Origin of the sequence: Streptomyces sp. H27-H5, from assembly GCF_026627505.1 — a bacterium.
Lineage (GTDB): Bacteria > Actinomycetota > Actinomycetes > Streptomycetales > Streptomycetaceae > Streptomyces.
This window is the reverse complement of the sequence record NZ_JAPNLK010000062.1, coordinates 1-22,210: the sequence shown is the minus strand read 5'-3', so window position 1 is coordinate 22,210 and position 22,210 is coordinate 1. Positions and strand designations below refer to the sequence as shown.

Sequence of the window (22,210 nt, the reverse complement as noted above, 5' to 3'; positions counted from 1 at the left end):
GCGGTACCCGAACAGCCAGTACCCGAAGAGGCGGTACCCACGCAGTACCCGGCATCAGAAGCAGCACGCATCGACAGGAGGTTCGTCATGGCCACACCGTCCCCGTCCCCTGTCCACCCCGTCCCGAGGAAGTCGTCGGCACCGCCGGCCGCCCTCGATCTGCTCGCCAAGGCCCACCGCGGCCTGACCGAGGCGGTCGGACTGTCCCGGCCCAATGAGCGCTACGCCACCGCCCACCTCGCGGCGCTGCGCGCGGCCGCGGCCGTGCTGGCCGCTCGCGGCAGGCCCGAACCGGTCAACCCGCGCCGACGGCCCCGGATCCGCAGCGCGTGGGAGGTGCTGCCGGAGATAGCCCCGGAGCTGACGGAGTGGAGCGCCCTGTTCGCCTCCGGCGCCGACCGTCGGGCCCGGGCCGAGGCCGGCATACCGGACGCGGCGACCGGCCGGGAGGCCGACGACCTCGTCCGCGAAGTGGGGATGTTCCTGCGCCTGGTCGAGCGGATGCTGTCCCTGCGACCGGTGACCCCGGCCGCGCAGGAGCTGCCCAAGGCCCTGCCGCAGCCCCGGCCGGAGCGTCCGCACGCGGGATGAGCTGGTCCGCGGCCTGAGGCAATAGGGTGGGGCACGCCCGCTCACCCTTACCGCGCCGAGGAGCCATCAGCCGTGTCGGACACTTCCCGCCCCCGTGCCTCCCTCCGCACCGCCGTGGTGTGGGAGGTCCTCAAGGAGGCCCTCGACCGCCGGGTGAAGGCGACCGGGCGGGAAGCGCTGGACGTGCTGGACACCGGCGGCGGCACCGGCAAGTTCGCCGTCCCGGTGGCCCGACTGGGCCACCGGGTGACGGTGGTCGACCCCAGCCCCAACGCGCTGTTCGGGCTGGAGCGTCGGGTCTCCGAGGCCGGTGTCGCCGATCTGGTGCGCGGTGTCCAGGGCGACGCCCAGGGCCTGCTGGACGTCGTCGACCGGGACGCGTACGACGTGGTGCTCTGCCACGGTGTGCTGGAGTACGTGGACGACCCGGCCGAGGGCGTGGCCAACGCCGTCGCGGCCCTGCGACCGGGCGGGATCCTGAGCCTGCTCGGCGCCGGACTCGGCGGAGCCGTCCTGGCCCGCGCCCTGGCGGGGCACTTCACCGAGGCCCGTACCGCCCTCACCGACCCGGCGGGCCGTTGGGGATCCGGCGACCCGGTCCCGCGCCGCTTCACCGCCGAGCAGCTCACCGAGCTGGTGGGTGGAGCCGGCCTGGAGGTCGGCGCGGTGCACGGTGTACGGATCTTCGCGGACCTCGTCCCGGGCGTCCTGGTCGACACCGAGCCCGGCGCGGTGGAGGCGCTGCTGCGTCTGGAGGAGGCCGCCGCCGAGCTGCCGGCCTTCCACGCGGTCGCCACGCAGTTGCACGTTTTGGGCGAGAAGAGCGCCTGATCTGCGGCGCGTCCGCGCACGCGGATCCGCGGACACCCTGTGAACCGGCCGCCGGCCCCGTATGATCGAGGACACCGGCGGCATGGCGGACGAACCATTGGGGAATAAGCGCCTCAGTGACCGCACAGGCGACGGTACGGTTTGTGCGCAGGGCTTTATTTCGAACGTGGCGTAGAGGGCGGGTATCACGGGGGCGATTCCCCGCCTATCCTGAAGGGGACCCCTGGTCGCTACCCTTCGCGACCGACGGATGAGGAGGACTCCCGTGCCGCTCTCGGAGCACGAGCAGCGAATGCTCGAGCAGATGGAGCGAGCGCTGTACGCCGAAGATCCCAAGTTCGCGACAGCGCTTGAGGGAAGCGGACTGCGCACGTACACCCGGCGACGGGTATACCAGGCAGTCGCAGGCATTGTGGTGGGTATCGCGCTCCTCATGACCGGTGTGATCGTGCCGAACGTGCTCTGGATCAGCGTGGTGGGTTTCCTCGTCATGCTGGGCTGTACGGTTCTCGTGGTCACCGGTTGGCGCAAGGCACCCAAGCCTGGCGAGCAGCCCGTCTCCGGCAGTGCAGGTGGTTCGGCCCGTGGCCGGAACCGACAGCGTCGGTCGATGATGACCCGCATCGAGGAACGGTGGCAGCGCCGCCGTGACGAACAGGGGCAGTAGCTCCACAGGACATGAGCGAGGGGACGGTCGCCGACGGGCGGCCGTCCCCTCGTCGTTCTCCCGGATCACCCCTCCTGCGGCATGATGACCGAATGACTGTGCTGCCCCTGGTCTTCACCAGCGGCTGGGCCAGCGGGATCAACGCGTACGCCGTGGTCCTCCTGCTCGGCATCTTCGGCGCGACCGGGCTCACGGACGAGGTTCCGGCGTCGTTGCAGCGCCCCGACGTCCTGATCGTCGCGGGCGTGCTGTTCCTCTGCGAGGCGGTGGCCGACAAGATCCCCTATGTGGACTCGCTGTGGGACACCCTCCACACCGTGATCCGCCCGGTGGCGGGTGCGGTGGTCGGGGCCCTGCTGGCCGGGCAGAGCGGCTCGCTCCCCGACCTGGCCGCGGGCGCCGTCGGCGGCTCCACCGCGCTGGCCAGCCATTTCGTCAAGGCCGGCACCCGGATGGCGGTCAACACCTCACCGGAACCGTTCACCAACATCGCCCTCAGCACCGCCGAGGATCTCGGTGTCGCGGGCATCGTCACCTTCGCCATGTTCAACCCCCAGGCCGCCGCGATCATCGCGGCCGTGCTGCTGGCGGCCGGCCTGGCGATGATCTTCTTCCTCTGGAGCCGGATCCGCCGCTACCGGAGGCGGCGGGCCCAACGCCGCGAGGAGAAGCGGATGGCCGCCGAGTTGCGCCGGACCTCCGGCGCGCCACCACCGCACTAACCGTCGGGCGCCGGCGCCGGCCGGGCTCCGCCGCCCGCCCTGACCTCGTACGACCTCGCCGACCCGGCCCCCGGTACGCTCGATAGGCTCAGCCGCATGGCACGAATTGCGGTGATCGGCGCCGGGATGGGCGCGATGGCGACGGCGGCCCGGTTGGCCGTGGCGGGCCACCGGGTGACGGTGTACGAGCGTGGCTCCACGTACGGCGGCTCGGTCGGCCGGTACGAACGCGACGGTTTCGCCTTCGACACCGGCCCGGGGCTGTTGCACCTGCCCGCCGTCTACCGCGACCTGTTCGTGAAGACGGGCAGGAAGTCGCTGGAGGAGTGCGTCGAGCTCGTCCAGGTGGACCCCGCCGTGCGGCACCTGCTGCCGGACGGCACCTCGGTCACGCTCCCCAACGCCTCGCGCGGGGGTGCGGCCGCCGTGCTCGACGAGGCTTTCGGCGCGGGCTCCGGGGACCGCTGGAACGGGGTGCTCGGGCGCGCCCGGGACGCCTGGAACGCCACCCGCCGTCCGCTGCTGGAGGAGCCGCTGCGCCCCGACTGGCAGGTGCTGGGCACGGACCCCTACCCGGCGTTGCGCAAGAGCGGTCTGCTGCGGCGGCGCCCGCCGACCCTCGCCGAGGTGGCCGAGCGGGAGCTGGGCGGGCCGCTCGGGGAGCTGCTGACCACCCGGGTGCGCGCGTACGGTCTGCGCCCCGCGGACGCGCCCGCCTCGGCGGCGGTGCTCCCGTACATGGAGCAGACCTTCGGGAGCTGGTACGTGCGCGGTGGGATCCGGGAGCTGGCCACGGCCGTGTACGAGCGCTGCCTGGAACGGAAGGTGGACTTCGTCTTCGACGCGGACGTGCGGGGGGTCGTGGAGCGCGACGGCCGGGCCGCCGGCCTCTCGCTGGCCGACGCGAGCGCGGTGGAGGCGGACGCCGTGGTCTGCGGGGTCGATCCCCGGGCGCTGGCGATCCCGCCGGCGCCCGGTGCGGTCCCCGCCCCACCGGCGGGGCTCCCCGGCCGGTACACGCTGTTCCTGGCCCTCGACGGGCCCCGGCCGGCGGAGGCCGTGCACCGCACCCTGGTCGGCGCGGACCTCACCGTGCTGCGGCCCGACGACCCCGCGGTCCGGCCCGACGCCGGACACGAGGCGGTCACCGTCCAGGCGGTGGCGGAGCCCGGCACGGCGCCCTCCGCGGAGGAGTTGCTCGCCGCGGCGGCCCCGGCCGTGCCGGGTCTGCGGGAGCGGCTGCTGTGGTACGAACTGCGCACTCCGGCCGACATCGCCGGAGCGACGGGCGCCCTGGACGGTGCCGTGCCGCCGCCCGCGCTCGCCGGGGCCGGCGGACGGCTGCTCCACCCCTCGAACACCACGGGCCTGCCGGGGTTGTACCTCGCCGGCGGCTGGGCCCACCCCGGCGGCGGACTCCCGCACGCGGGCATGACCGGCGCCCTGGTGGCCGGGCTCATCGTGGAGGGTGCGGAGTTCCGCGGGTCCCGCTAGCCGGGCCGGGCGCCGGGGCCGGGCGGGTCAGTAGCGGTACTGCTCGTACTCGCCGGAGCCGCCCTGGTACGGGTACTGCTGCTGTTGCTGGTACTCCTCGTCCGTCGGGTAGGCCTGACCGCCGTACTCGTCGGTGGACCGCTGCTGCGGTACCCAGACCCCGCCGGGCGGGGTGTCCATCGCGTACTGCTGCCCGCTGTAGTCCGGGTAGGGCGCGTAGTCGTTGTTCTGGGGCGGGGTGACGCCACCGCCGGTGCCGATGTACGGGTCCGAGTAGGCCGCATAGACCTGCTGCTCGCCCATCGGGTAGCCGCCGGAGTAGTCGTAGCCGCCCTGGGGCTGCGCGTCGTACTGCGGCGCGTACGAGCCGTCCTGCCCGGCCGCGGCGAACGGCGAGGCGAACGCGGCCGTTTCGGCCGGCCGGCCCGACGGGTCGCCGTACTGGGGGGCGAAGCTCTGTATCCCGTACGAGCCGGTGTCCTCGGGAACCGGCTGCGGGGTGAAGACGTTCGTCTCTCGGTCGTCGAAGTCGTCGGGCGCGTCCGCGCCGTCGTGGCGCCCGGCGGTCGTCCGGTCGCCGTACTCCAGCCCCGTCACCTCCAGGGTGGGCGCGGGGCGTTCGGCGCGCGCGCCGCCGCCCCGGCGCCGGCCCCTCTGCTGCCGGACGGGTTCCCCGCTGCGGCGCAGCGCCCAACCGGCCACGAAGCCCTTGCGGAAGGAGAGCGTGACCAGCGTCTGGCCGATCGCGAACGCGGTCGCGCCGACGGCGATGACGAGCACCGAGGGCAGCACCACCCCGGCGACCACGCCGGCGAAACCGGCGAAGGCGAGCAGGCGCCAGCGGAGCCGGGCCTTGTACTGCATCAGGACCTCGGCAAGCAGCCACAACGCGACGAATCCGAACGCGGTGTAGAGGACCGTCATTCCCATGCGTGGCCCCTCTCGGTACGGCCGCCGGCGCGGGAACGGGGGACGGCCGATCAGGCCCGCTGGTGCAGGCCCAGGTTCTCGTAGATTTCGAGAGTCGCCGTGGAGTTGTTCAGCGTGATGAAGTGCAGCCCCGGAACACCCTCGGACAGCAGCCGCGCGCAGAACTCCGTGGCGAACTCGATGCCAATGGAGCGTACAGCGGCCGGATCGTCCTTGACCGCGAGCATGCGGTCTTTTACCGCCGAGGGGAAGACCGCGGTGCTGAGCTGGGGCAGCCGGTCCAACTGCTTGATGCCCACAACAGGCATGACCTCGGGGATGATCGGGGTGTCACAGCCCGCCTTCGCGACACTGTCGCGGAGCCTCAGATAATTCTCCGGATCGAAGAACATCTGGGTGATCGCATAGTCGGCGCCCGCGCGGCACTTGTCCACGAAGTGCCGGATGTCCGTGTCCCAGTCGTCGGAACGCGGGTGCATCTCGGGGAAGGCGGCGACGCCGACGCAGAAGTCGCCGGACTCCTTGAGCAGGCGGACCAGGTCGGCCGCGTAGTCCACGCCCTCGGGGTGCTTGACCCAGTCGGCCATGGGGTCGCCCGGCGGGTCCCCGCGCAGCGCGAGCATGTTGCGGATGCCGGCGTCGGCGAACTGGCCGATGACGTGACGCAGCTCCGCGACGGACTGGTCCACCGCGGTGAGGTGCGCGACGGGGGTGAGGGTGGTGTTCGCGGCGATCGCCTCGGTGGCCCGTACGGTGCCTCCGCGCGTGGAGCCGCCGGCCCCGTAGGTGACGGACACGAAGCTGGGGGCCACCGCCTCGATGCGGCGGAGCGCGTTCCAGAGGTTGCGTTCGCCCTTCTCGGTCTTGGGCGCCCAGAACTCGAAGGAGTACGAGCGCCCGGACGCGATGAGGTCGCGGACCGTGTGTGCGCGGTCCGACCAGGTGGAAGCGGTACCAAGGGCCATACCGGCAGGTTAGACGCGTGCCGGCGGACACCGAAGCGCTGTCCGCCCATTGGACACGTTTTTGGACACCCTGCTACGCGAGTCGGGCGCGGATCCGCTTGGCCAGGTCGGCGGCGGCCGCCCCGGGGTCGGAGGCCTCGGTGAGGGCGCGTACGACCACGACGCGGGTGGCCCCGGCGTCGAGCACCTCGTCCAGGTTGCCGGCGTCGATGCCGCCGATGGCGAACCAGGGCCGGTCCTGCCCGAGGGAGGCGGCGTGGCGGACGAGCCCGAGGCCGGGGGCGTGCCGGCCGGGCTTGGTGGGGGTGGGCCAGCAGGGGCCGGTGCAGAAGTAGTCCACGCCGGGTTCGGCGGCGGCCGCGTCGACCTCGGACTCGGAGTGGCAGGAGCGGCCGATGAGGACGTCGGGGCCGAGGATCGCGCGGGCGGCGGGAACGGGGATGTCGCCTTGGCCGAGGTGCAGGACGTCGGAGCCGATGGCGTGCGCGACGTCGGCGCGGTCGTTGACCGCGAGGAGCCTGCCGTGGCGGCGGGCGGCCTCGGCGAAGACCCGGAGGTGTTCCAGTTCCTCCCCCGCCTCCATGCCCTTGTCGCGGAGCTGGACGACGTCCACCCCGCCGGCCAGGACGGCGTCGAGGAACTCGGGAAGGTCACCCTGCCGCTTGCGGGCGTCCGTGCACAGGTAGAGCCGGGCGTCGGACAGCTGCTGCATGGGTGTACCCCCCGTGGTCGTGGCGGGGTACGGGCCCGCGCGCTCGGCCCGTACACCGCGTGTGGTTCGGCGAATCAGCCGGTCAGAGGGCGAGCGCCTGAGCGCGGCGCTTCACCTCCGTGCCGCGATTCTCGCTCAGCGCCTGCGCGGGGGTGCCGGGCAGGGTGGGGTCCGCGGTGAACATCCACTCCAGGATCTCCGCGTCGGAGAAGCCGTCGTCGCGGAGCACCGTCAGCAGGCCGACGAGGCCCTTGACGACCTTGTCGCCGTCGATGAAGGGGGCGGGTACCTGGAGGGAGCGGTTCTCGCCGCGGCGCACGGCGAGCAGCTGACCTTCCTTGACCAGCTGGCGGACCCGGGTCACTTCGATGTCGAGCATCTCCGCGATGTCGGGGAGGTACAGCCAGGCGGGGACAAGGGCATCGATCTTTGCGTCAATCTCGGTCACGGGGACAAGCCTGCCATCTCGGGCCGGCCGCCGGTACCCGGGCCGTCCGTCCGGGCGCCGGGGCAGGCGCCGCCCGGCCCGACCCGAGCCCGGCGGCGCCCCGCGACCGTCGCCGGGGTCAGGCGGCGGCGGACTTCAGGGGGGTGCCGGGGTCGGCGACCTTGGCCGGATCCAGGGCGGTGCCGGACTCGATCAGGCGGCGACCCTGGGCGAGGTCGCGGGGGCGGCCCACGGCGAGGACGGCGACCAGGACCCCGTCGCGGAGCCAGCAGACGGACCACGCCGGGTCGGCGGGGTCGCCCCGCCACACGGTCTCGTCCGCCGCGTCGTGGTGTCCGGCGTACTGCACGAAGCGTCCGAACTGCTCCGACCAGAAGTACGGCACCGGGTCGTAGGCCCGGTCCGTCCCGCCGCTCAGGATGTCGGCGGCGACCACCCTGGGGCCCTGGAGGGCGTTGTCCCAGTGGTGGACCAGCAGCCTGGTCCCGTAGCGGGCGGAGGGGAAGGAGGCGCAGTCGCCCACCGCGTACACGTCCTCCAGCGAGGTCCGCAGCCAGGCGTCGGCGGTGACCGAGCCGTCCGGTCCCAGGTCGATGCCCGAGTCCGCGAGCCACGCGGTGGCGGGGCGGGCCCCGATGCCCACGATCACCGCGCCGGCCGACAGTTCCCGGCCGTCCGCCAGCAGGACCCGGCCCGGCTCCACCGAGGCCACCCGCGCGCCGGTCAGCAGGGTCGCGCCCGCCTCCCCGTACCAGCGGCCCATCGCCTCCCCGACCGCCGCGGGCAGGGCCCCGGCCAGGACCCGGTCCGCGGCCTCGACGACGGTGACGGCGCAGCCCGCCTCCCGGGCCGCGGTGGCGAACTCCGCGCCGATCCAGCCGGCCCCGACCACGACGACGGCCGACGCGGCGGCGAGGACCGGGCGCAGCCGTGCGGCGTCGTCGAGGGTGCGCAGCAGGTGGACGCCGCGGACGCCCTCGGAGCCGGGCAGGGTCAGGGGCTCGGCGCCGGTGGCCAGGACCAGGGCCTCGTACGGGACCGGGCCGGCCTCCGTGTCGAGTTCGCGCGCTCCCGCGCGCAGGCCGGTGACCTCGGTGCCCAGTCGAAGGCGGATGTCGAGCGCCTCGAAGTCCACGTCGAACGCGGAGTCCTCGGCCTTGCCCAGCAGGACCGCCTTGGAGAGCGGGGGCCGGTCGTAGGGCTGGTGGGGTTCGGCGCCCAGCAGGGTCACGGGGCCGGTGTAGCCCTGTTCGCGCAGGGCCACCGCGGTCTGCACGCCGGCCATTCCGGCGCCCACGATGACGACGCCGCTCTGAGTCTGTTCCGTCTGCTCGCTCACGTCGCCCACCCTAATCTTCTGACGATTCGTCAGGAATAGCGGGCGGGGAGGCAGCCTTACCCGGCATCTCCCCCGGGGTTAGTCTGGCCACCGTACCTATCGCGGGAGTCCGGGCGCACCGGGCTGAGAGGGAGGCTGACCGGCCTCCGACCGTACGAACCTGATCCGGGTCATGCCGGCGAAGGGAGGGGATGGACACCCATGCACTCATCGCGTTCATCGCACGCGTCACGACAGGCGGGTCACGACGTCCTCGTCATCGGGGGCGGCGTCATCGGCCTGGTCGTCGCCTGGCGGGCCGCCCGGCGCGGACTGCGCACCGTACTCGCCGATCCGTGCCCCGGAGGGGGCGCGGCCCAGGTCGCGGCCGGCATGCTCGCCGCCGTCACCGAGCTGCACTACGGCGAGGAGACCCTGCTCGGGCTCAACGTCGCCTCCGCCGCCCGCTACCCGGCGTTCGCCGCCGAACTCACCGAGGCCGCCGGCGGGCTGGGGATCGGCTATCGCGCCTGCGGCACCCTCGCCGTGGCACTCGACTCCGACGACCGACTCCACCTGCGCGAACTGCACGCGCTCCAGCGCCGCTGCGGGCTGGAGTCGCAGTGGTTGACCGGCCGCGAGTGCCGGCGCCTGGAACCGATGCTGGCCCCGGGCGTCCGGGGCGGCCTGCGCGTCGACGGGGACCACCAGGTGGACCCGCGCCGGCTCGCCGCCGCGCTGCTGGCCGCCTGCGAACGGGCCGGGGTGAGCGTCCACCGGGCCACCGTCGACCGGTTGACCGTGCTGCACGACCGGGCCGCGGGCGCCGTGCTCGACGACGGGACGGAGCTGCGCGCCGACCAGGTGGTGCTGGCGGCGGGCTCGCTGAGCGGGCGGCTGGCGGGCGTGCCACCGCAGGTGCGGGTCCCGGTGCGGCCGGTGAAGGGTCAGGTGCTGCGGCTGACGGTGCCGGCCTCGTACGCGCCGTTCCTCTCCCGGACCGTACGGGCCGTCGTCCGGGGCAGCCACGTCTACCTGGTGCCGCGCGAGAACGGCGAACTCGTCGTCGGGGCCACCAGCGAGGAACTCGGCTGGGACACCACCGTCACCGCCGGCGGGGTGTACGAGCTGCTGCGCGACGCCCACGAGTTGGTGCCCGGCATCACCGAACTCCCGCTGACCGAGACCCGGGCGGGCCTGCGACCGGCCTCCCCCGACAACGCCCCGCTGCTCGGGCCCACCGAGCTGCCCGGCCTGCACCTGGCCACCGGGCACTACCGCAACGGGGTGCTGCTGACCCCGCTCACCGGGGACGTGATGGCGGAACTGCTGGCCACCGGCACGATGCCGGAGGTCGCCCGCCCCTTCACCCCGCGCCGTTTCACCCAGGCACGTCAGGAGTCGTACGCATGACCATCTCCGTCAACGGCGAGCCGCGCGAGGTCGCGGCCGGAACCACCCTCGACGCGGTGGTCGCCACCTTGACCCGGGCCCACAAGGGGGTCGCGGCGGCGCTCAACGAGACCGTGGTGCCGCGCGGCCGGTGGCCGCTCACCGAGGTCGGCGAAGGCGACCGGGTCGAGGTCCTCACCGCGGTCCAGGGAGGCTGACGGCGATGGCGGACGACCTCTTCACCCTCGGCGGCCGGACCTTCACCTCCCGCCTGATCATGGGCACCGGCGGCGCCCCCAGCCTGGACGTCCTGGAACGCGCCCTGATCGCCTCCGGCACGGAACTGACCACCGTGGCCATGCGCCGCCTGGACCCCACGGTCCAGGGGTCGGTGCTGTCCGTGCTCACCCGGCTGGGCATCGCGGTCCTGCCGAACACCGCCGGCTGCTTCACGGCCGGCGAGGCCGTGCTGACCGCGCGGCTGGCCCGCGAGGCGCTCGGCACGGACTGGGTCAAGCTCGAAGTCGTGGCCGACGAACGCACCCTGCTCCCGGACGGCGTCGAGCTGCTCGACGCCGCCGAGATCCTGGTCGACGAGGGCTTCACCGTGCTCCCGTACACCAACGACGACCCGGTACTGGCGCGGAAGCTGGAGGACGTGGGCTGCGCGGCGATCATGCCGCTGGGCTCCCCCATCGGTTCCGGCATGGGCATCCGCAACCCGCACAACTTCGAGCTGATCGCGGAACGGGCCGGGGTCCCGGTGATCCTGGACGCGGGCGCCGGCACCGCCTCGGACGCGGCGCTGGCCATGGAGCTGGGGTGCTCCGCCGTCATGCTGGCGTCGGCCGTCACCCGGGCCCAGTCGCCCGCGCTGATGGCGGCCGCCATGCGGGACGCCGTGTCGGCGGGCCGCCTCGCCCACCGCGCGGGACGCATCCCCCAGCGGCGCTTCGCCGAGGCCTCCTCCCCCACCGAGGGCCGCGCCGCCCTCGACCCGGAACGCCCCGCCTTCTAGCCGTTTCAGCCTCGCCGGCGTTCGAGGCGCGGGCCACCTCCAGCCCCGCCCGCGTCGGCGCACTCCGTGCCGCTCGTAGAATCGCCGGGTGGATACGACCCTGGATGACCCCCTCGTCGGGCGCGTGCTCGACGGCCGCTACCGCGTCGACGCCCGGATCGCGGCCGGCGGCATGGCCACGGTCTACCGGGCCCTCGACACCCGTCTCGACCGGATCCTCGCGCTGAAGGTGATGCATCCGGCCCTGGCCGCCGACGGCGCCTTCGTCGACCGCTTCATCCGCGAGGCGAAGTCCGTGGCCCGGCTCGCCCACCCCAACGTGGTCGCGGTCTTCGACCAGGGGACGGACGGCCCGTACACGTACCTCGCGATGGAGTACGTCTCCGGTTGCACCCTGCGCGACGTGCTCCGCGAGCGCGGCGCGCTGCGGCCCCGGGCCGCCCTCGACATCCTCGAACCGGTCCTGGCCGCCCTCGGCGCCGCCCACCGGGCCGGTTTCGTCCACCGGGACATGAAGCCCGAGAACGTGCTGATCGGCGACGACGGCCGGGTCAAGGTCGCCGACTTCGGTCTGGTGCGCAGTGTGGACTCCGTCACGAACACCACCGGTTCGGTCCTCGGCACCGTCTCCTACCTCGCCCCCGAGCAGATCGAGAACGGGATCACCGACACCCGCGTGGACGTCTACGCCTGCGGTGTGGTCCTGTACGAGATGCTCACGGGCGCCAAGCCGCACACCGGCGGCAGCCCCGCCCAGGTGCTCTACCAGCACCTCAACGAGGACGTGCCGGCCCCGTCGGCCGCCGTCCCCGGGCTGCCCGCCGGTCTCGACGAGCTCGTCGCGCTGGCGGCCGCCCGCAGCCCGGAGCTGCGCCCCTCCGACGCCGCCGCCCTGCTCGGGCTGACGCTCGAAGCCCGCGCCCGGCTGACCGACGCGGAGCTCGACGCCGCGCCGCCGCGGGCCCGGGCCGAGGACCGGCCCGCCTCCGAGGACCGCACCAGCGTGATCGCGCGGCCCGTCACGGCGCAGCAGCCCGTGCACCACACCTCCCGCCTGGAGTCGCCCGCGCCGATCCCGCCCCGGCGTCGGCCGGCGGGAGGCCTGCGGGCGCCCCGTCGCGGGCCTCTCCTGATCGTCGTGGGAATACTGTTGGCCCTCGGTCTGGGGGCCGGCGTCTGGTACATCAACTCCGGGCAGTTCACGAAGGTCCCCAACCTGCTCGGCAAGTCGGAGCAGGAGGCCAGGTCGCAGCTGTCGGCGGCCGGTCTCGGCGTGAAGGGCGTGAACCGGAAGTTCAGCGACGCCTTCGACCGCGGCACCGTCATGAACACCGACCCTCCGGGCGGCAAGCGCATCCGCGGCAACGGCGCCGTGACGATCACCCTGTCCCGCGGCCCCGAGGTCGTGAGCGTGCCGGCGCTGAAGGGCAAGCCCCTGGAAGCGGCGAAGGCGGAGCTGACGGCGGTCGGGCTGGCGCCCGGCATCGTCACCCAGGCGTTCAACGAGGACGTCGCCCAGGGCTCCGTCATCGGCAGCGATCCGGCGGGCGGGGAGAAGCGGGCCCCCGACACGGCGGTGGCGCTCGTCGTCAGCAAGGGCAGCCCGGTCCGGGTGCCGAGCGTCACCGGCCGGTCCGCGGACGAGGCCCGGTCGACCCTGGAGGGCCTCGGCCTGAAGGTGGGCACGGCCGCCGAGCAGGTCAACTCCGCGTCGCCCGCCGGTGCGGTCGCCAACCAGTCGATCGGGGCCGGCACCCAGGCCGCCGCGGGCGACACGGTCACCCTGACCCTTTCCAAGGGACCCCGCCAGGTCCAGGTGCCGGACGTCACCGGCCAGGATGTGGACGCGGCCCGGAAGGCGCTGGAGGGATCGGGCTTCAAGGTGAAGGTGGACCGGCCGTTCCTGTCCTTCAGCAACACCGTGGAGAGCCAGTCCGTGCCGGGCGGCCAGAACGCCGCCGAGGGAAGCACGATCACGATCAAGACCAAGGGGCTGTAGGCACGTGACACGCAATCCGGTGGGCGGGCACGTCCCCGTCGCGGGCGGCCTCGCCTCTGTCGGGCTCGCGTACGCCCGCGAGATGGGCGCCGAGGCCGTCCAGGTCTTCGTGGCCAATCCTCGCGGGTGGGCGACCCCGGTCGGCAACCCGGCGCAGGACGAGTTGTTCCGCGAGGAGTGCGCGGGGGAGTCGATCCCCGCGTACGTGCACGCGCCGTACCTGATCAACTTCGGCTCGCACACCGAGGCGACCGTCGAGAAGTCGGTGGAATCCCTTCGGCACTCGCTGCGCCGGGGTCGGGAGATCGGTGCGCTCGGGGTGGTCGTCCACACCGGTTCCGCCACCGGAGGCAGGCCGCGCGAGAAGGCGTACGCGCAGGTCAGGGAGCACATGCTGCCGCTCCTGGACGAACTGACTCACGACGACGACCCGTTCCTGCTGTTGGAGTCCACGGCCGGTCAGGGGTTCTCCCTGTGCTCGCGCACCTGGGACTTCGGGCCGTACTTCGACGCCCTGGACCACCACCCCAAGCTCGGGATCTGCCTGGACACCTGCCACATCTTCGCGGCCGGGCACGATCTGGCGGAGACGGGCGGCACCAAGCAGACGCTGGACCTCCTGGTGGAGACGGTGGGCGAGGGCCGGCTGAAACTGGTCCACGCCAACGACTCCAAGGAGGGTGTCGGCGCCCACAAGGACCGGCACGCGAACATCGGCCAGGGGCACATCGGCCGGGAGGCGTTCGCCGAGCTGTTCACCCACGCGGCGATGGAGGGGGTGCCGCTGATCATCGAGACGCCGGGCGGCAAGGAAGGTCACGCGGCGGACGTGGCGCTGCTGAAGGAGCTGCGCGGCCCGAGGTGACACACCGGGCGACCGCCGGAATACCCCAGGGGGGTATACGGTTCCACGTATCGCGGACCCGTTCCTCAGTCGTTCCCAGGGGGCATTCGATGGACCACGCACACGCACACCACGAGCACCACGGACCCGCCGACCACGCAGACCACCACGACGGCGGGCACGACGGCGGCCACGGCCGGGTCAGTTGGGCGATGGCCGCGAAGGCCACCCTGCACTGCCTCACCGGATGCGCCATCGGCGAGGTGCTGGGCATGATCATCGGCACGGCGCTGGGCTGGGGCAACCTGGCCACGATGATCCTGGCGATCGTCCTCGCGTTCCTCTTCGGCTACGCGCTCACCCTGCGCGGGATCCTCGGCGCCGGCGTGGACCTCCGTACGGCCGTCCGGGTGGCACTCGCGGCCGACACCCTCTCGATCGCCGTGATGGAGCTGATCGACAACGGGGTGATCGCCCTGTGGCCGGGCGCCATGGACGCCCACCTCTCGGACCCGCTGTTCTGGATCGTGCTGGCGATCGCGCTCGCGGCCGCTTTCGTGATCACCACACCGGTCAACAAGTGGATGATCGGCCGGGGCAAGGGCCACGCGGTCGTCCACGCGTACCACCACTGAAGCGCGGCGGTCAGAGCTCCGGGCCGTCCCCCGGCTCCTCCTGGTACGAGTAGCGCTGCTCGCGCCAGGGGTCACCGACGTTGTGGTAGCCCCGCTCCTCCCAGAAACCCCGCCGGTCGGCGGTCATGTACTCGATGCCGCGGACCCACTTGGGGCCCTTCCAGGCATAGAGGTGCGGGACCACGAGACGCAGGGGGAAACCGTGCTCGGCGGTCAGCAGTTCGCCACCCTGATGGGTGGCGAAGACCGTGCGGTCCGCGGCGAAATCCGCCAATCGCATGTTCGAGCTGAAGCCGTACTCGGCCCACACCATCACGTGCGTGACCTGGGGGGCCGGCGGGGCGAGCGCGAGGACGGTGCGGGCGCGGACGCCACCCCATTCGGCTCCGAGCATGCTGAACTTCGTCACGCAGTGCAGATCGGCCACGACCGACTCGAACGGCAGGGCCGCGAACTCCTCGTGGTTCCAGCAGTGCTTGTCACCGTCGGCGGTCGCGCCGAAGACCCTGAACTCCCAGCGGTCCGGCTTGAACTTGGGGACGGGGCCGTAGTGGGTGACCGGCCAGCCGCGCTGCAACCGTTGCCCCGGAGGGAGCTCGAACTGCTCTGCTCCCGGAGATTCCCGGCTTTCCGGCTGACCCATGAGTCCATGGTGACAGATTGGGCAGGGTGGTCATGACCAGGTCTGGACCGATTCGGGCAAGTCATGGCAACTCCCACTAAGGAGGCACTTACTGGACGCCCCCGGGCGGCGGTGCAAGGATGCGCGCACCTGCCCAGTCACTTAGCTGACATTGCTTGGAAGGAGCCTCTGCGATGCAGGGCGACCCCGAGGTCCTTGAGTTTCTCAACGAGCAGCTGACCGGCGAGCTCACGGCGATCAACCAGTACTGGCTGCACTACCGCATCCAGGACAACAAGGGTTGGACGAAGCTCGCCAACTACACCCGTGCCGAGTCCATCGACGAGATGAAGCACGCGGACAAGATCACCGAGCGCATCCTGATGCTCGACGGTCTGCCCAACTACCAGCGCCTCTTCCACGTCCGCGTGGGCCAGACGCTGACGGAGATGTTCCAGGCGGACCGCCAGGTCGAGGTCGAGGCCATCGACCGCCTCAAGCGCGGCATCGAGGTCATGCGCGGCAAGGGTGACATCACCTCCGCGCGCCTCTTCGAGGAGATCCTGGAGGACGAGGAGCACCACATCGACTACCTCGACACCCAGCTGGAACTGATCGAGAGCATCGGGGAGCCGCTCTACATCGCGCAGCTCATCGAGCAGCCGGAGAGCTGAGCCGAACCGATGCGCTAGGCCGCTTCGGCGAGCTGCGGGTCGACGGCGAGCACGGCCGCCGCGTTGCCCGTCTCCAGCAGTTCGCGGCGCGGGCACGCCCCGCGGCCAAGGATTCCCTGGATGGTCCGCACGCACGAACCGCAGTCCGTGCCGGCCTTGGTCTCCGAGGCGATCTGGCGGGGGGTGCAGGCCCCGGCAGCCGCGTGGTCCTTGACCTGCTTGTCGGTGATCCCGAAACAAGAGCAGACGTACACGCGGTTCACCTCCCTGGCAGGAATGGTTCGGCGAGCCATCCCCTATTCGGTGAGGCTTACCTAACCATACCCAAACTTAGGGTCCCCTAAAAGACCTGGATACGACGGTGGGGCACGGATCACATCGATCCGTGCCCCACCGTCGTAGGAAGCCACCTACTGATCGCGCGTCGCGTCCTACTGGTCGCGGTACATCTCGGCCACCAGGAACGCGAGGTCCAGGGACTGGCTGCGGTTGAGCCGCGGGTCGCAGGCCGTCTCGTAGCGCTGGTGCAGGTCGTCGACGAAGATCTCGTCGCCGCCGCCCACGCACTCGGTGACGTCGTCACCGGTGAGCTCGACGTGAATGCCGCCCGGGTGGGTGCCCAGGGCCTTGTGGACCTCGAAGAAGCCCTTGACCTCGTCGAGCACGTCGTCGAAACGGCGCGTCTTGTGGCCGGAGGCCGCCTCGAAGGTGTTGCCGTGCATCGGGTCGGTGACCCAGGCGACGGTCGCACCGGACGCGGTGACCTTCTCGACCAGCTCGGGGAGCTTGTCGCGGACCTTGTCGGCGCCCATGCGGACGACGAAGGTGAGCCGACCGGGCTCGCGCTCGGGGTCCAGGCGGTCGATGTAGGTCAGCGCCTCGTCCACGGTGGTCGTGGGGCCGAGCTTGATGCCGATCGGGTTGGCGATCCGCGAGCAGAACTCGATGTGCGCGTGGTCCAGCTGGCGGGTGCGCTCACCGATCCAGACCATGTGGCCCGAGGTGTCGTACAGCTTGCCGGTCCGCGAGTCGGTGCGGGTCAGCGCGCCCTCGTAGTCCAGGAGCAGCGCCTCGTGGGAGGCGTAGAACTCGACCGCCTTGAACTCGGCCGGGTCGGTGCCACAGGCCTTCATGAAGTTCAGCGCGTTGTCGATCTCCCGCGCGAGCTGCTCGTAGCGCTGCCCGGACGGGGAGGACCTCACGAAGTCCTGGTTCCAGGCGTGCACCTGGCGCAGGTCGGCGTAGCCACCGGTGGTGAAGGCGCGGACCAGGTTCAGCGTGGAGGCCGACGCGTGGTACATGCGCTTCAGGCGCTCGGGGTCCGGGATCCGGGCCTCTTCGGTGAAGGCGAAGCCGTTGACGGAGTCGCCGCGGTAGGTCGGCAGGGTGATGCCGTCGCGGGTCTCGGTGTCCTTGGAGCGCGGCTTGGAGTACTGGCCGGCGATGCGGCCGACCTTGACGACCGGCACGGAGGCGGCGTACGTCAGGACGGCGCTCATCTGGAGCAGCGTCTTCAGCTTGGCACGGATGTGCTCGGCGGACACGGCGTCGAAGGCCTCGGCACAGTCGCCGCCCTGCAGCAGGAACGCCTCGCCCTTGGCGACGGCTCCCAGACGGGCGCGCAGCTGGTCACACTCACCCGCGAACACGAGCGGAGGATACGATTCGAGGTCCGCGACGACAGCGCGCAGGGCCTCGGCATCGGGGTACGAAGGCTGCTGCGCCGCGGGAAGGTCTCGCCAGGTCGCCTTGGTGGCGGGGGCTTGGGTTTCAGCGTTCACGGTCACCTCGTACACATTACGGCGTCGCACGTCGCGTCCAGCCCGGTGCCCACACCCTGAGACGGATGTCTCTCGGAACGCGACCCGCCCCCGCGGACGCTTCGCCTCCGCCGGCGGCGTGGGCTAGGGTCGGCGACATGTACGCGCACTCGAACATGAACTGGTGGTGGCCCGCTTCCGGCGGCCCACTCCTCGCGCGTACGTAGACGACGAACGACGCGAAGGCCGCCCGAGGGGCGGCCTTCGGCGTTTCCGGGCCCGGGCCGGCCCCTCTCACCCCCTCTCTTCCGAGATCTCCGAGAAGGACGCCCGCCCATGGACATCAGCAGACTGCTCGACGACTCCTGCCCGCCGTTCGCCCTGCTGCGCCGCCGCACCCCCGGCCGCGACCACGACACCGTCGAGCTGCTGATCGGCCCGGTCCACACCGCCGAGCGGCTCGCCGACCTGCCCGTCGGGGAACTGCCCACCCTGGCCCTGGTGCCGTTCCGGCAGATCCGGGAGCGCGGTTTCGACGTGCGCGACGACGGCACGCCGCTGAGCGTGCTGGCGGCCGAGGAGGCCTACGAGCTGCCGCTGACGGAGGTGCTCGCCGCGCTGCCGGACCACGAGGTGCGGGTCGAGGACGGCGGCTTCGACGTCCCGGACGCGCGGTACGCGGCGACCGTGGAGCGCGTCATCGAGCACGAGATCGGGCGCGGCGAGGGCGCGAACTTCGTCATCCGGCGCACCTACGAGGGGCGGATCGAGGGCTTCGGGCGGGCGGACGCCCTGGCCCTGTTCCGGCGCCTGCTGGTGGGCGAGCGGGGCGCGTACTGGACGTACGTCGTGCACACCGGGGAGCGCACGCTGGTGGGGGCCAGCCCGGAGGTGCACGTGCGCATGTCCGGCGGCACGGTCGTGATGAACCCGATCAGCGGGACGTACCGGTATCCGGCGCAGGGCCCCACGGTCGATTCGCTGCTCGCCTTCCTCGGCGACCGCAAGGAGACCGAGGAACTGTCGATGGTCGTCGACGAGGAACTCAAGATGATGTGCACGGTCGGCGACCGGGGCGGGGTGGTCGTCGGGCCCCGGCTGAAGGAGATGGCCCACCTCGCGCACACCGAGTACGAGCTGCGCGGCCGCTCCTCGCTGGACGTGCGCGAGGTGCTCCGGGAGACCATGTTCGCGGCGACGGTGACGGGCTCGCCGGTGCAGAACGCCTGCCGGGTGATCGAGCGGTACGAGAGCGGTGGCCGGGGCTATTACGCGGGCGCGCTGGCCCTGCTGGGCACGGACGCCGCCGGGGCGCAGACCCTGGACTCGCCGATCCTGATCCGCACGGCCGACATCGCGCCCGACGGGGCCCTGCGCGTCCCGGTCGGGGCGACGCTGGTGCGGCACTCCGACCCGGCGGGCGAGGTGGCCGAGACGCACGCGAAGGCGGCCGGGGTGCTGGCCGCGCTGGGGGTGCGGGCGTCCGCGCCGCGCCCTGCGGCGACCGGGGGGCCGCTCGCGGGCGACCCCCGGGTGCAGGCGGCCCTCGCCGCGCGGCGGGCCGACCTGGCCCCGTTCTGGCTGCGGATGCAGGAGCGGCCGGCCGCGGCGCCGGGCCACGCGCTGGTGGTGGACGGCGAGGACACCTTCACGGCGATGCTGGCCCACGTGCTGCGGGTGACCGGCCTGGAGGTGACCGTGCGCCGCTACGACGACCCCGGGCTGCGGGCGGCGGCCCTGGCCTGGGAGGGGCCGGTCGTCCTGGGCCCCGGACCGGGGAACCCGGCGGACGCGTCCGACCCGAAGATGCGGACGTTGCGCGCGCTGGCGGCGGAGCTGCTGGCGGGGCACCGGCACGGGCTGCTGGGCGTGTGCCTGGGGCACGAGCTGTTGGCCGCCGAGCTGGGTCTCCCGCTGGTCCGCAAGGCGGAGCCGGCGCAGGGGGCGCAGACCCGCATCGACCTGTTCGGTGCGTCCGAGGTGGTCGGCTTCTACAACACGTACACCGCGCACTGCCCGGCGGAGCTCGCGGAGCGGCTGGCGCTGCGCGGGGTCGAGGTCGCGCGGGACCCGGCGACGGGCGAGGTGCACGCGCTGCGGTCGGCGGCGGGCTTCGCGGGGGTGCAGTTCCACCCGGAGTCGGTGCTCACCCTGCGCGGGGCGGAGCTGCTGCGCGACCTGCTGACGGGCGTACGGACGGCCGCCCCGGCCTGAGGCCCGGGTGTCGGCGGCGGGGTCGGGCGACCGGCCCCGCCGGCGACGGGGCGGCCGGCGCGGCCCGGGGCGACGGCGACGGGGTGTTCACGGCGACAGGGTGTTCTCGGAGCGGCGGCCGGCCAGGTAGTCCTGCACGTTCGCGAGGGTGGCGTCGATGATCTGGCCCACCGCGTCGTGGGTGTAATACGCCTGGTGCGAGGTCACCACCACGTTCGGGAAGGTGATCAGCCGGGCGAGGGCGTCGTCCTCCACGGCTTCCGGGGAGCGGTCCATGAAGAACAGTCCGGCCTCCGCCTCGTACACGTCCAGGCCGACGCCCGCGAACCGCCCCGCCCGGAGTTCGTCCACCAGAGCCTCCGTGTCCACCAGTGCGCCCCGGCTGGAGTTGACCAGGATCGCGTCGTCCTTCATCAGCCGCAGCGCCGCGCCGTCGACGATGTGCCGCGTCGCGTCGAGCAGCGGGACGTGCAGGCTGATCAGGTCCGACTCGACGAACAGCGTGTCCTTGTCCACGTACTTCATGCCGAGGTCCACGCAGGCCGGGTTCGGGGTCACGTCCCAGCCCAGCAGGTTCATGCCGAAGCCGTGCGCGATCCGGGTGAAGGCCTCGCCGATCTTCCCGGTGCCGAGGACACCGACGGTGCGGCCGCGCATGTCACGGCCCATCAGTCCGTTGAGGCGGAAGTCGAAGTCCCGGGTGCGGTTCGAGGCCCGGACGATGCTGCGGTTGACGGCCATCGCGAGGGTCCAGGCGAACTCGGCCACCGAGAACGGGGAGGAGTAGGAGACCCGGCTGACGGCCAGGCCGAGTTCCCGGGCCGCGTCGAGGTCGATGTTGTTGAAGCCGGTGGAGCGTTGGGCGATCATCCGGGTCCCGCCGTCGGCCAGGATCCGCAGGACCCGCCCGCCGAGGTCGGCGTTGACACTGGAGGAGACGATCTCGTACCCGGCGGCGATGGGGGCGGTGTCCTCGCTCAGGAACACGTCCAGGCAGCGCACCTCGTGCCGGCCGGCGAACGTCTTCTCCATGAGCGGCTTCTCGTCCGTCTGCACCCCGAAGGCGAGGATCTCCACGTTCGCTCCCGTCCCGCGTCGTCGCCCGCATCGGATCATGGGCCCTTTGTCACGATACGACCCATGATCCGCACATGCGCTCCGGCTCAGCCGAAGAAGACGCCGGCTTCCGCGTAGAGCGCCGGGTCCACCGTCTTGAGCTTCGACGTGGCCTCCAGGATCGGCACCCGGACGATGTCCGTCCCCTTCAGCGCCACCATCTTGCCGAAGTCTCCGTCGCGCACCGCGTCGACGGCGTGCAGCCCGAAGCGCGTGGCCAGCCAGCGGTCGAAGGCGCTGGGCGTGCCGCCGCGCTGGACGTGTCCGAGGACCGTCGTACGGGCCTCCTTGCCGGTCCGCGCCTCGATCTCCTTGGCGAGCCACTCGCCGACGCCCGACAGCCGCACGTGCCCGAAGGAGTCCGTCGTGGCGTCCTTGAGCACCAGCTCGCCGTCCGTGGGCATGGCGCCCTCGGCGACGACCACGATCGGGGCGTAGCTCGCCTTGAAGCGGGAGGTGACCCAGGCGCAGACCTGGTCCACGTCGAAGCGCTGCTCGGGAACGAGGATGACGTTGGCTCCGCCGGCCAGGCCGGAGTGGAGGGCGATCCAGCCCGCGTGGCGCCCCATGACCTCGACGACCAGCACCCGCATGTGCGACTCGGCGGTGGTGTGGAGCCGGTCGATGGCCTCGGTGGCGATGCCGACGGCCGTGTCGAAGCCGAAGGTGTAGTCGGTGGCCGAGAGGTCGTTGTCGATGGTCTTCGGCACGCCCACGCAGGGGATGCCGTACTCCTCGTACAGCTTGGCGGCCACCCCGAGGGTGTCCTCGCCGCCGATCGTGACGAGGGCGTCGACCTCGAACTTCGCGAGGTTCTCCTTGATCTGGCGGAGGCCGTTCTCCAACTTGAACGGGTTGGTGCGCGAGGAGCCGAGGATGGTCCCGCCGCGCGGCAGGATCCCGCGCACGGCCGGGATGTCGAGCGGGATCGTGTCGCCCGTGACCGCGCCGCGCCAGCCGTCCTTGAAGCCGAGGAACTCGTACTGGTACTCCTGCACGCCCTTGCGGACGACGGCCCGGATGACCGCGTTGAGCCCGGGGCAGTCTCCGCCGCCCGTCAGCACTCCGACCTTCATGGAATCTCCCTTCGGCAAAGGGCCCACTGAGCCCAATGAGCCCGCACGACCGTCACGCTAGTGCAGCGCGTCGCAGGTCCTTTGCCGGTTGGGCGTGGCTGGATTGGTGACGCTGTGTGAGCGCGCAGGCATCCTGCGGGAAGCGGTCCTCGGACGACCCGGCTTCGGTCCGGCACACGGTG

23 protein-coding genes and 1 riboswitch are annotated in these 22,210 nt (G+C 72.3%); of the genes, 13 read left to right on the top strand and 10 right to left on the bottom strand.

Annotation, left to right across the window (positions count from 1 at the left end; genetic code table 11):
- The first annotated feature begins 87 nt into the window (after positions 1-87).
- The 5 genes from OTB19_RS27420 (at position 88) to OTB19_RS27400 (ending at position 4,305) form a co-directional block, all read left to right on the top strand.
- Complete coding sequence (locus OTB19_RS27420) at positions 88-591, top strand: SAV_6107 family HEPN domain-containing protein (protein WP_267801181.1); 504 nt, start codon at positions 88-90, stop codon at positions 589-591.
- Between the two features lie 72 nt (positions 592-663).
- Complete coding sequence (locus OTB19_RS27415; RefSeq protein WP_267801180.1) at positions 664-1,422, top strand: class I SAM-dependent methyltransferase; 759 nt, start codon at positions 664-666, stop codon at positions 1,420-1,422.
- Between the two features lie 265 nt (positions 1,423-1,687).
- Entirely contained in the window at positions 1,688-2,089 is a 402-nt protein-coding gene (locus OTB19_RS27410) for a DUF3040 domain-containing protein (RefSeq protein WP_267801179.1), read from the top strand.
- A gap of 92 nt (positions 2,090-2,181) precedes the next feature.
- Positions 2,182-2,811 carry a DUF4126 domain-containing protein gene (locus tag OTB19_RS27405; RefSeq protein ID WP_267801178.1) on the top strand — a complete coding sequence of 210 codons (630 nt, stop codon included), beginning with the start codon at positions 2,182-2,184 and terminating at the stop codon, positions 2,809-2,811.
- Positions 2,812-2,907: 96 nt separating this feature from the next.
- Entirely contained in the window at positions 2,908-4,305 is a 1,398-nt protein-coding gene (locus tag OTB19_RS27400; RefSeq protein WP_267801177.1) for a phytoene desaturase family protein, read from the top strand.
- A gap of 27 nt (positions 4,306-4,332) precedes the next feature.
- Here OTB19_RS27400 and OTB19_RS27395 read toward each other — a convergent pair whose 3' ends face one another.
- The 5 genes from OTB19_RS27395 to OTB19_RS27375 form a co-directional block, all read right to left on the bottom strand.
- On the bottom strand, positions 4,333-5,235 hold the full coding sequence (locus tag OTB19_RS27395) for a hypothetical protein (RefSeq protein WP_267801176.1): 903 nt from the start codon (positions 5,233-5,235) through the stop codon (positions 4,333-4,335).
- A 50-nt stretch (positions 5,236-5,285) separates the two neighbouring features.
- Entirely contained in the window at positions 5,286-6,200 is a 915-nt protein-coding gene (gene metF, locus OTB19_RS27390; protein WP_267801175.1) for a methylenetetrahydrofolate reductase [NAD(P)H], read from the bottom strand.
- Between the two features lie 73 nt (positions 6,201-6,273).
- Complete coding sequence (gene thiE, locus OTB19_RS27385) at positions 6,274-6,912, bottom strand: thiamine phosphate synthase (RefSeq protein WP_267801174.1); 639 nt, start codon at positions 6,910-6,912, stop codon at positions 6,274-6,276.
- 82 nt (positions 6,913-6,994) lie between these two features.
- A complete protein-coding gene (locus tag OTB19_RS27380) occupies positions 6,995-7,360 on the bottom strand; it encodes an Rv2175c family DNA-binding protein (RefSeq protein ID WP_053676030.1) in 366 nt (121 codons plus the stop codon).
- Between the two features lie 118 nt (positions 7,361-7,478).
- Positions 7,479-8,699 (bottom strand): NAD(P)/FAD-dependent oxidoreductase, encoded by a 1,221-nt coding sequence (locus OTB19_RS27375; protein ID WP_267801173.1) that lies wholly within the window; start codon positions 8,697-8,699, stop codon positions 7,479-7,481.
- Positions 8,700-8,790: 91 nt separating this feature from the next.
- Positions 8,791-8,903, top strand: a riboswitch (TPP riboswitch).
- Between OTB19_RS27375 and thiO the strand changes: the two genes are divergently transcribed.
- The 6 genes from thiO (at position 8,901) to OTB19_RS27345 (ending at position 14,566) form a co-directional block, all read left to right on the top strand.
- Complete coding sequence (gene thiO, locus OTB19_RS27370) at positions 8,901-10,091, top strand: glycine oxidase ThiO (protein WP_267801172.1); 1,191 nt, start codon at positions 8,901-8,903, stop codon at positions 10,089-10,091. Its footprint overlaps the riboswitch before it by 3 nt.
- Positions 10,088-10,288, top strand: coding sequence for a sulfur carrier protein ThiS (thiS, locus tag OTB19_RS27365; protein WP_267801171.1), 201 nt, complete (start codon positions 10,088-10,090; stop codon positions 10,286-10,288). Before thiO ends, thiS begins: the two co-directional genes overlap by 4 nt.
- A gap of 5 nt (positions 10,289-10,293) precedes the next feature.
- Positions 10,294-11,088 carry a thiazole synthase gene (locus tag OTB19_RS27360; RefSeq protein ID WP_267801170.1) on the top strand — a complete coding sequence of 265 codons (795 nt, stop codon included), beginning with the start codon at positions 10,294-10,296 and terminating at the stop codon, positions 11,086-11,088.
- Positions 11,089-11,176: 88 nt separating this feature from the next.
- Entirely contained in the window at positions 11,177-13,087 is a 1,911-nt protein-coding gene (gene pknB, locus OTB19_RS27355) for a Stk1 family PASTA domain-containing Ser/Thr kinase (RefSeq protein ID WP_267801169.1), read from the top strand.
- A 4-nt stretch (positions 13,088-13,091) separates the two neighbouring features.
- On the top strand, positions 13,092-13,952 hold the full coding sequence (locus OTB19_RS27350; RefSeq protein WP_267801168.1) for a deoxyribonuclease IV: 861 nt from the start codon (positions 13,092-13,094) through the stop codon (positions 13,950-13,952).
- An 89-nt stretch (positions 13,953-14,041) separates the two neighbouring features.
- The gene (locus OTB19_RS27345) at positions 14,042-14,566 is read left to right on the top strand and encodes a DUF4396 domain-containing protein (protein WP_267801167.1); all 525 of its coding nucleotides are present in this window, start codon (positions 14,042-14,044) and stop codon (positions 14,564-14,566) included.
- Positions 14,567-14,576: 10 nt separating this feature from the next.
- On the opposite strand, the gene OTB19_RS27340 is transcribed toward OTB19_RS27345, so the two are convergent.
- Positions 14,577-15,209, bottom strand: a complete 633-nt coding sequence (locus tag OTB19_RS27340) for a sulfite oxidase-like oxidoreductase (protein WP_267801166.1) — start codon at positions 15,207-15,209, stop codon at positions 14,577-14,579.
- A gap of 173 nt (positions 15,210-15,382) precedes the next feature.
- Between OTB19_RS27340 and bfr the strand changes: the two genes are divergently transcribed.
- Entirely contained in the window at positions 15,383-15,862 is a 480-nt protein-coding gene (bfr, locus tag OTB19_RS27335; RefSeq protein ID WP_053676038.1) for a bacterioferritin, read from the top strand.
- Positions 15,863-15,876: 14 nt separating this feature from the next.
- Here the strand turns inward: bfr and OTB19_RS27330 are convergent, their stop codons facing one another.
- Both OTB19_RS27330 and OTB19_RS27325 read right to left on the bottom strand, forming a co-directional pair.
- Positions 15,877-16,116 (bottom strand): (2Fe-2S)-binding protein, encoded by a 240-nt coding sequence (locus tag OTB19_RS27330; RefSeq protein ID WP_267801165.1) that lies wholly within the window; start codon positions 16,114-16,116, stop codon positions 15,877-15,879.
- 177 nt (positions 16,117-16,293) lie between these two features.
- A complete protein-coding gene (locus OTB19_RS27325; RefSeq protein ID WP_267801164.1) occupies positions 16,294-17,649 on the bottom strand; it encodes a class II 3-deoxy-7-phosphoheptulonate synthase in 1,356 nt (451 codons plus the stop codon).
- A 309-nt stretch (positions 17,650-17,958) separates the two neighbouring features.
- Between OTB19_RS27325 and OTB19_RS27320 the strand changes: the two genes are divergently transcribed.
- Positions 17,959-19,836, top strand: a complete 1,878-nt coding sequence (locus OTB19_RS27320) for an anthranilate synthase family protein (protein WP_267801163.1) — start codon at positions 17,959-17,961, stop codon at positions 19,834-19,836.
- An 87-nt stretch (positions 19,837-19,923) separates the two neighbouring features.
- Here OTB19_RS27320 and OTB19_RS27315 read toward each other — a convergent pair whose 3' ends face one another.
- Both OTB19_RS27315 and OTB19_RS27310 read right to left on the bottom strand, forming a co-directional pair.
- Positions 19,924-20,913: a 2-hydroxyacid dehydrogenase gene (locus OTB19_RS27315; RefSeq protein ID WP_267801162.1), complete on the bottom strand. Its 990-nt coding sequence runs from the start codon at positions 20,911-20,913 to the stop codon at positions 19,924-19,926.
- Positions 20,914-20,999: 86 nt separating this feature from the next.
- Entirely contained in the window at positions 21,000-22,028 is a 1,029-nt protein-coding gene (locus OTB19_RS27310) for a 6-phosphofructokinase (RefSeq protein WP_267801161.1), read from the bottom strand.
- Positions 22,029-22,210: the final 182 nt, after the last annotated feature.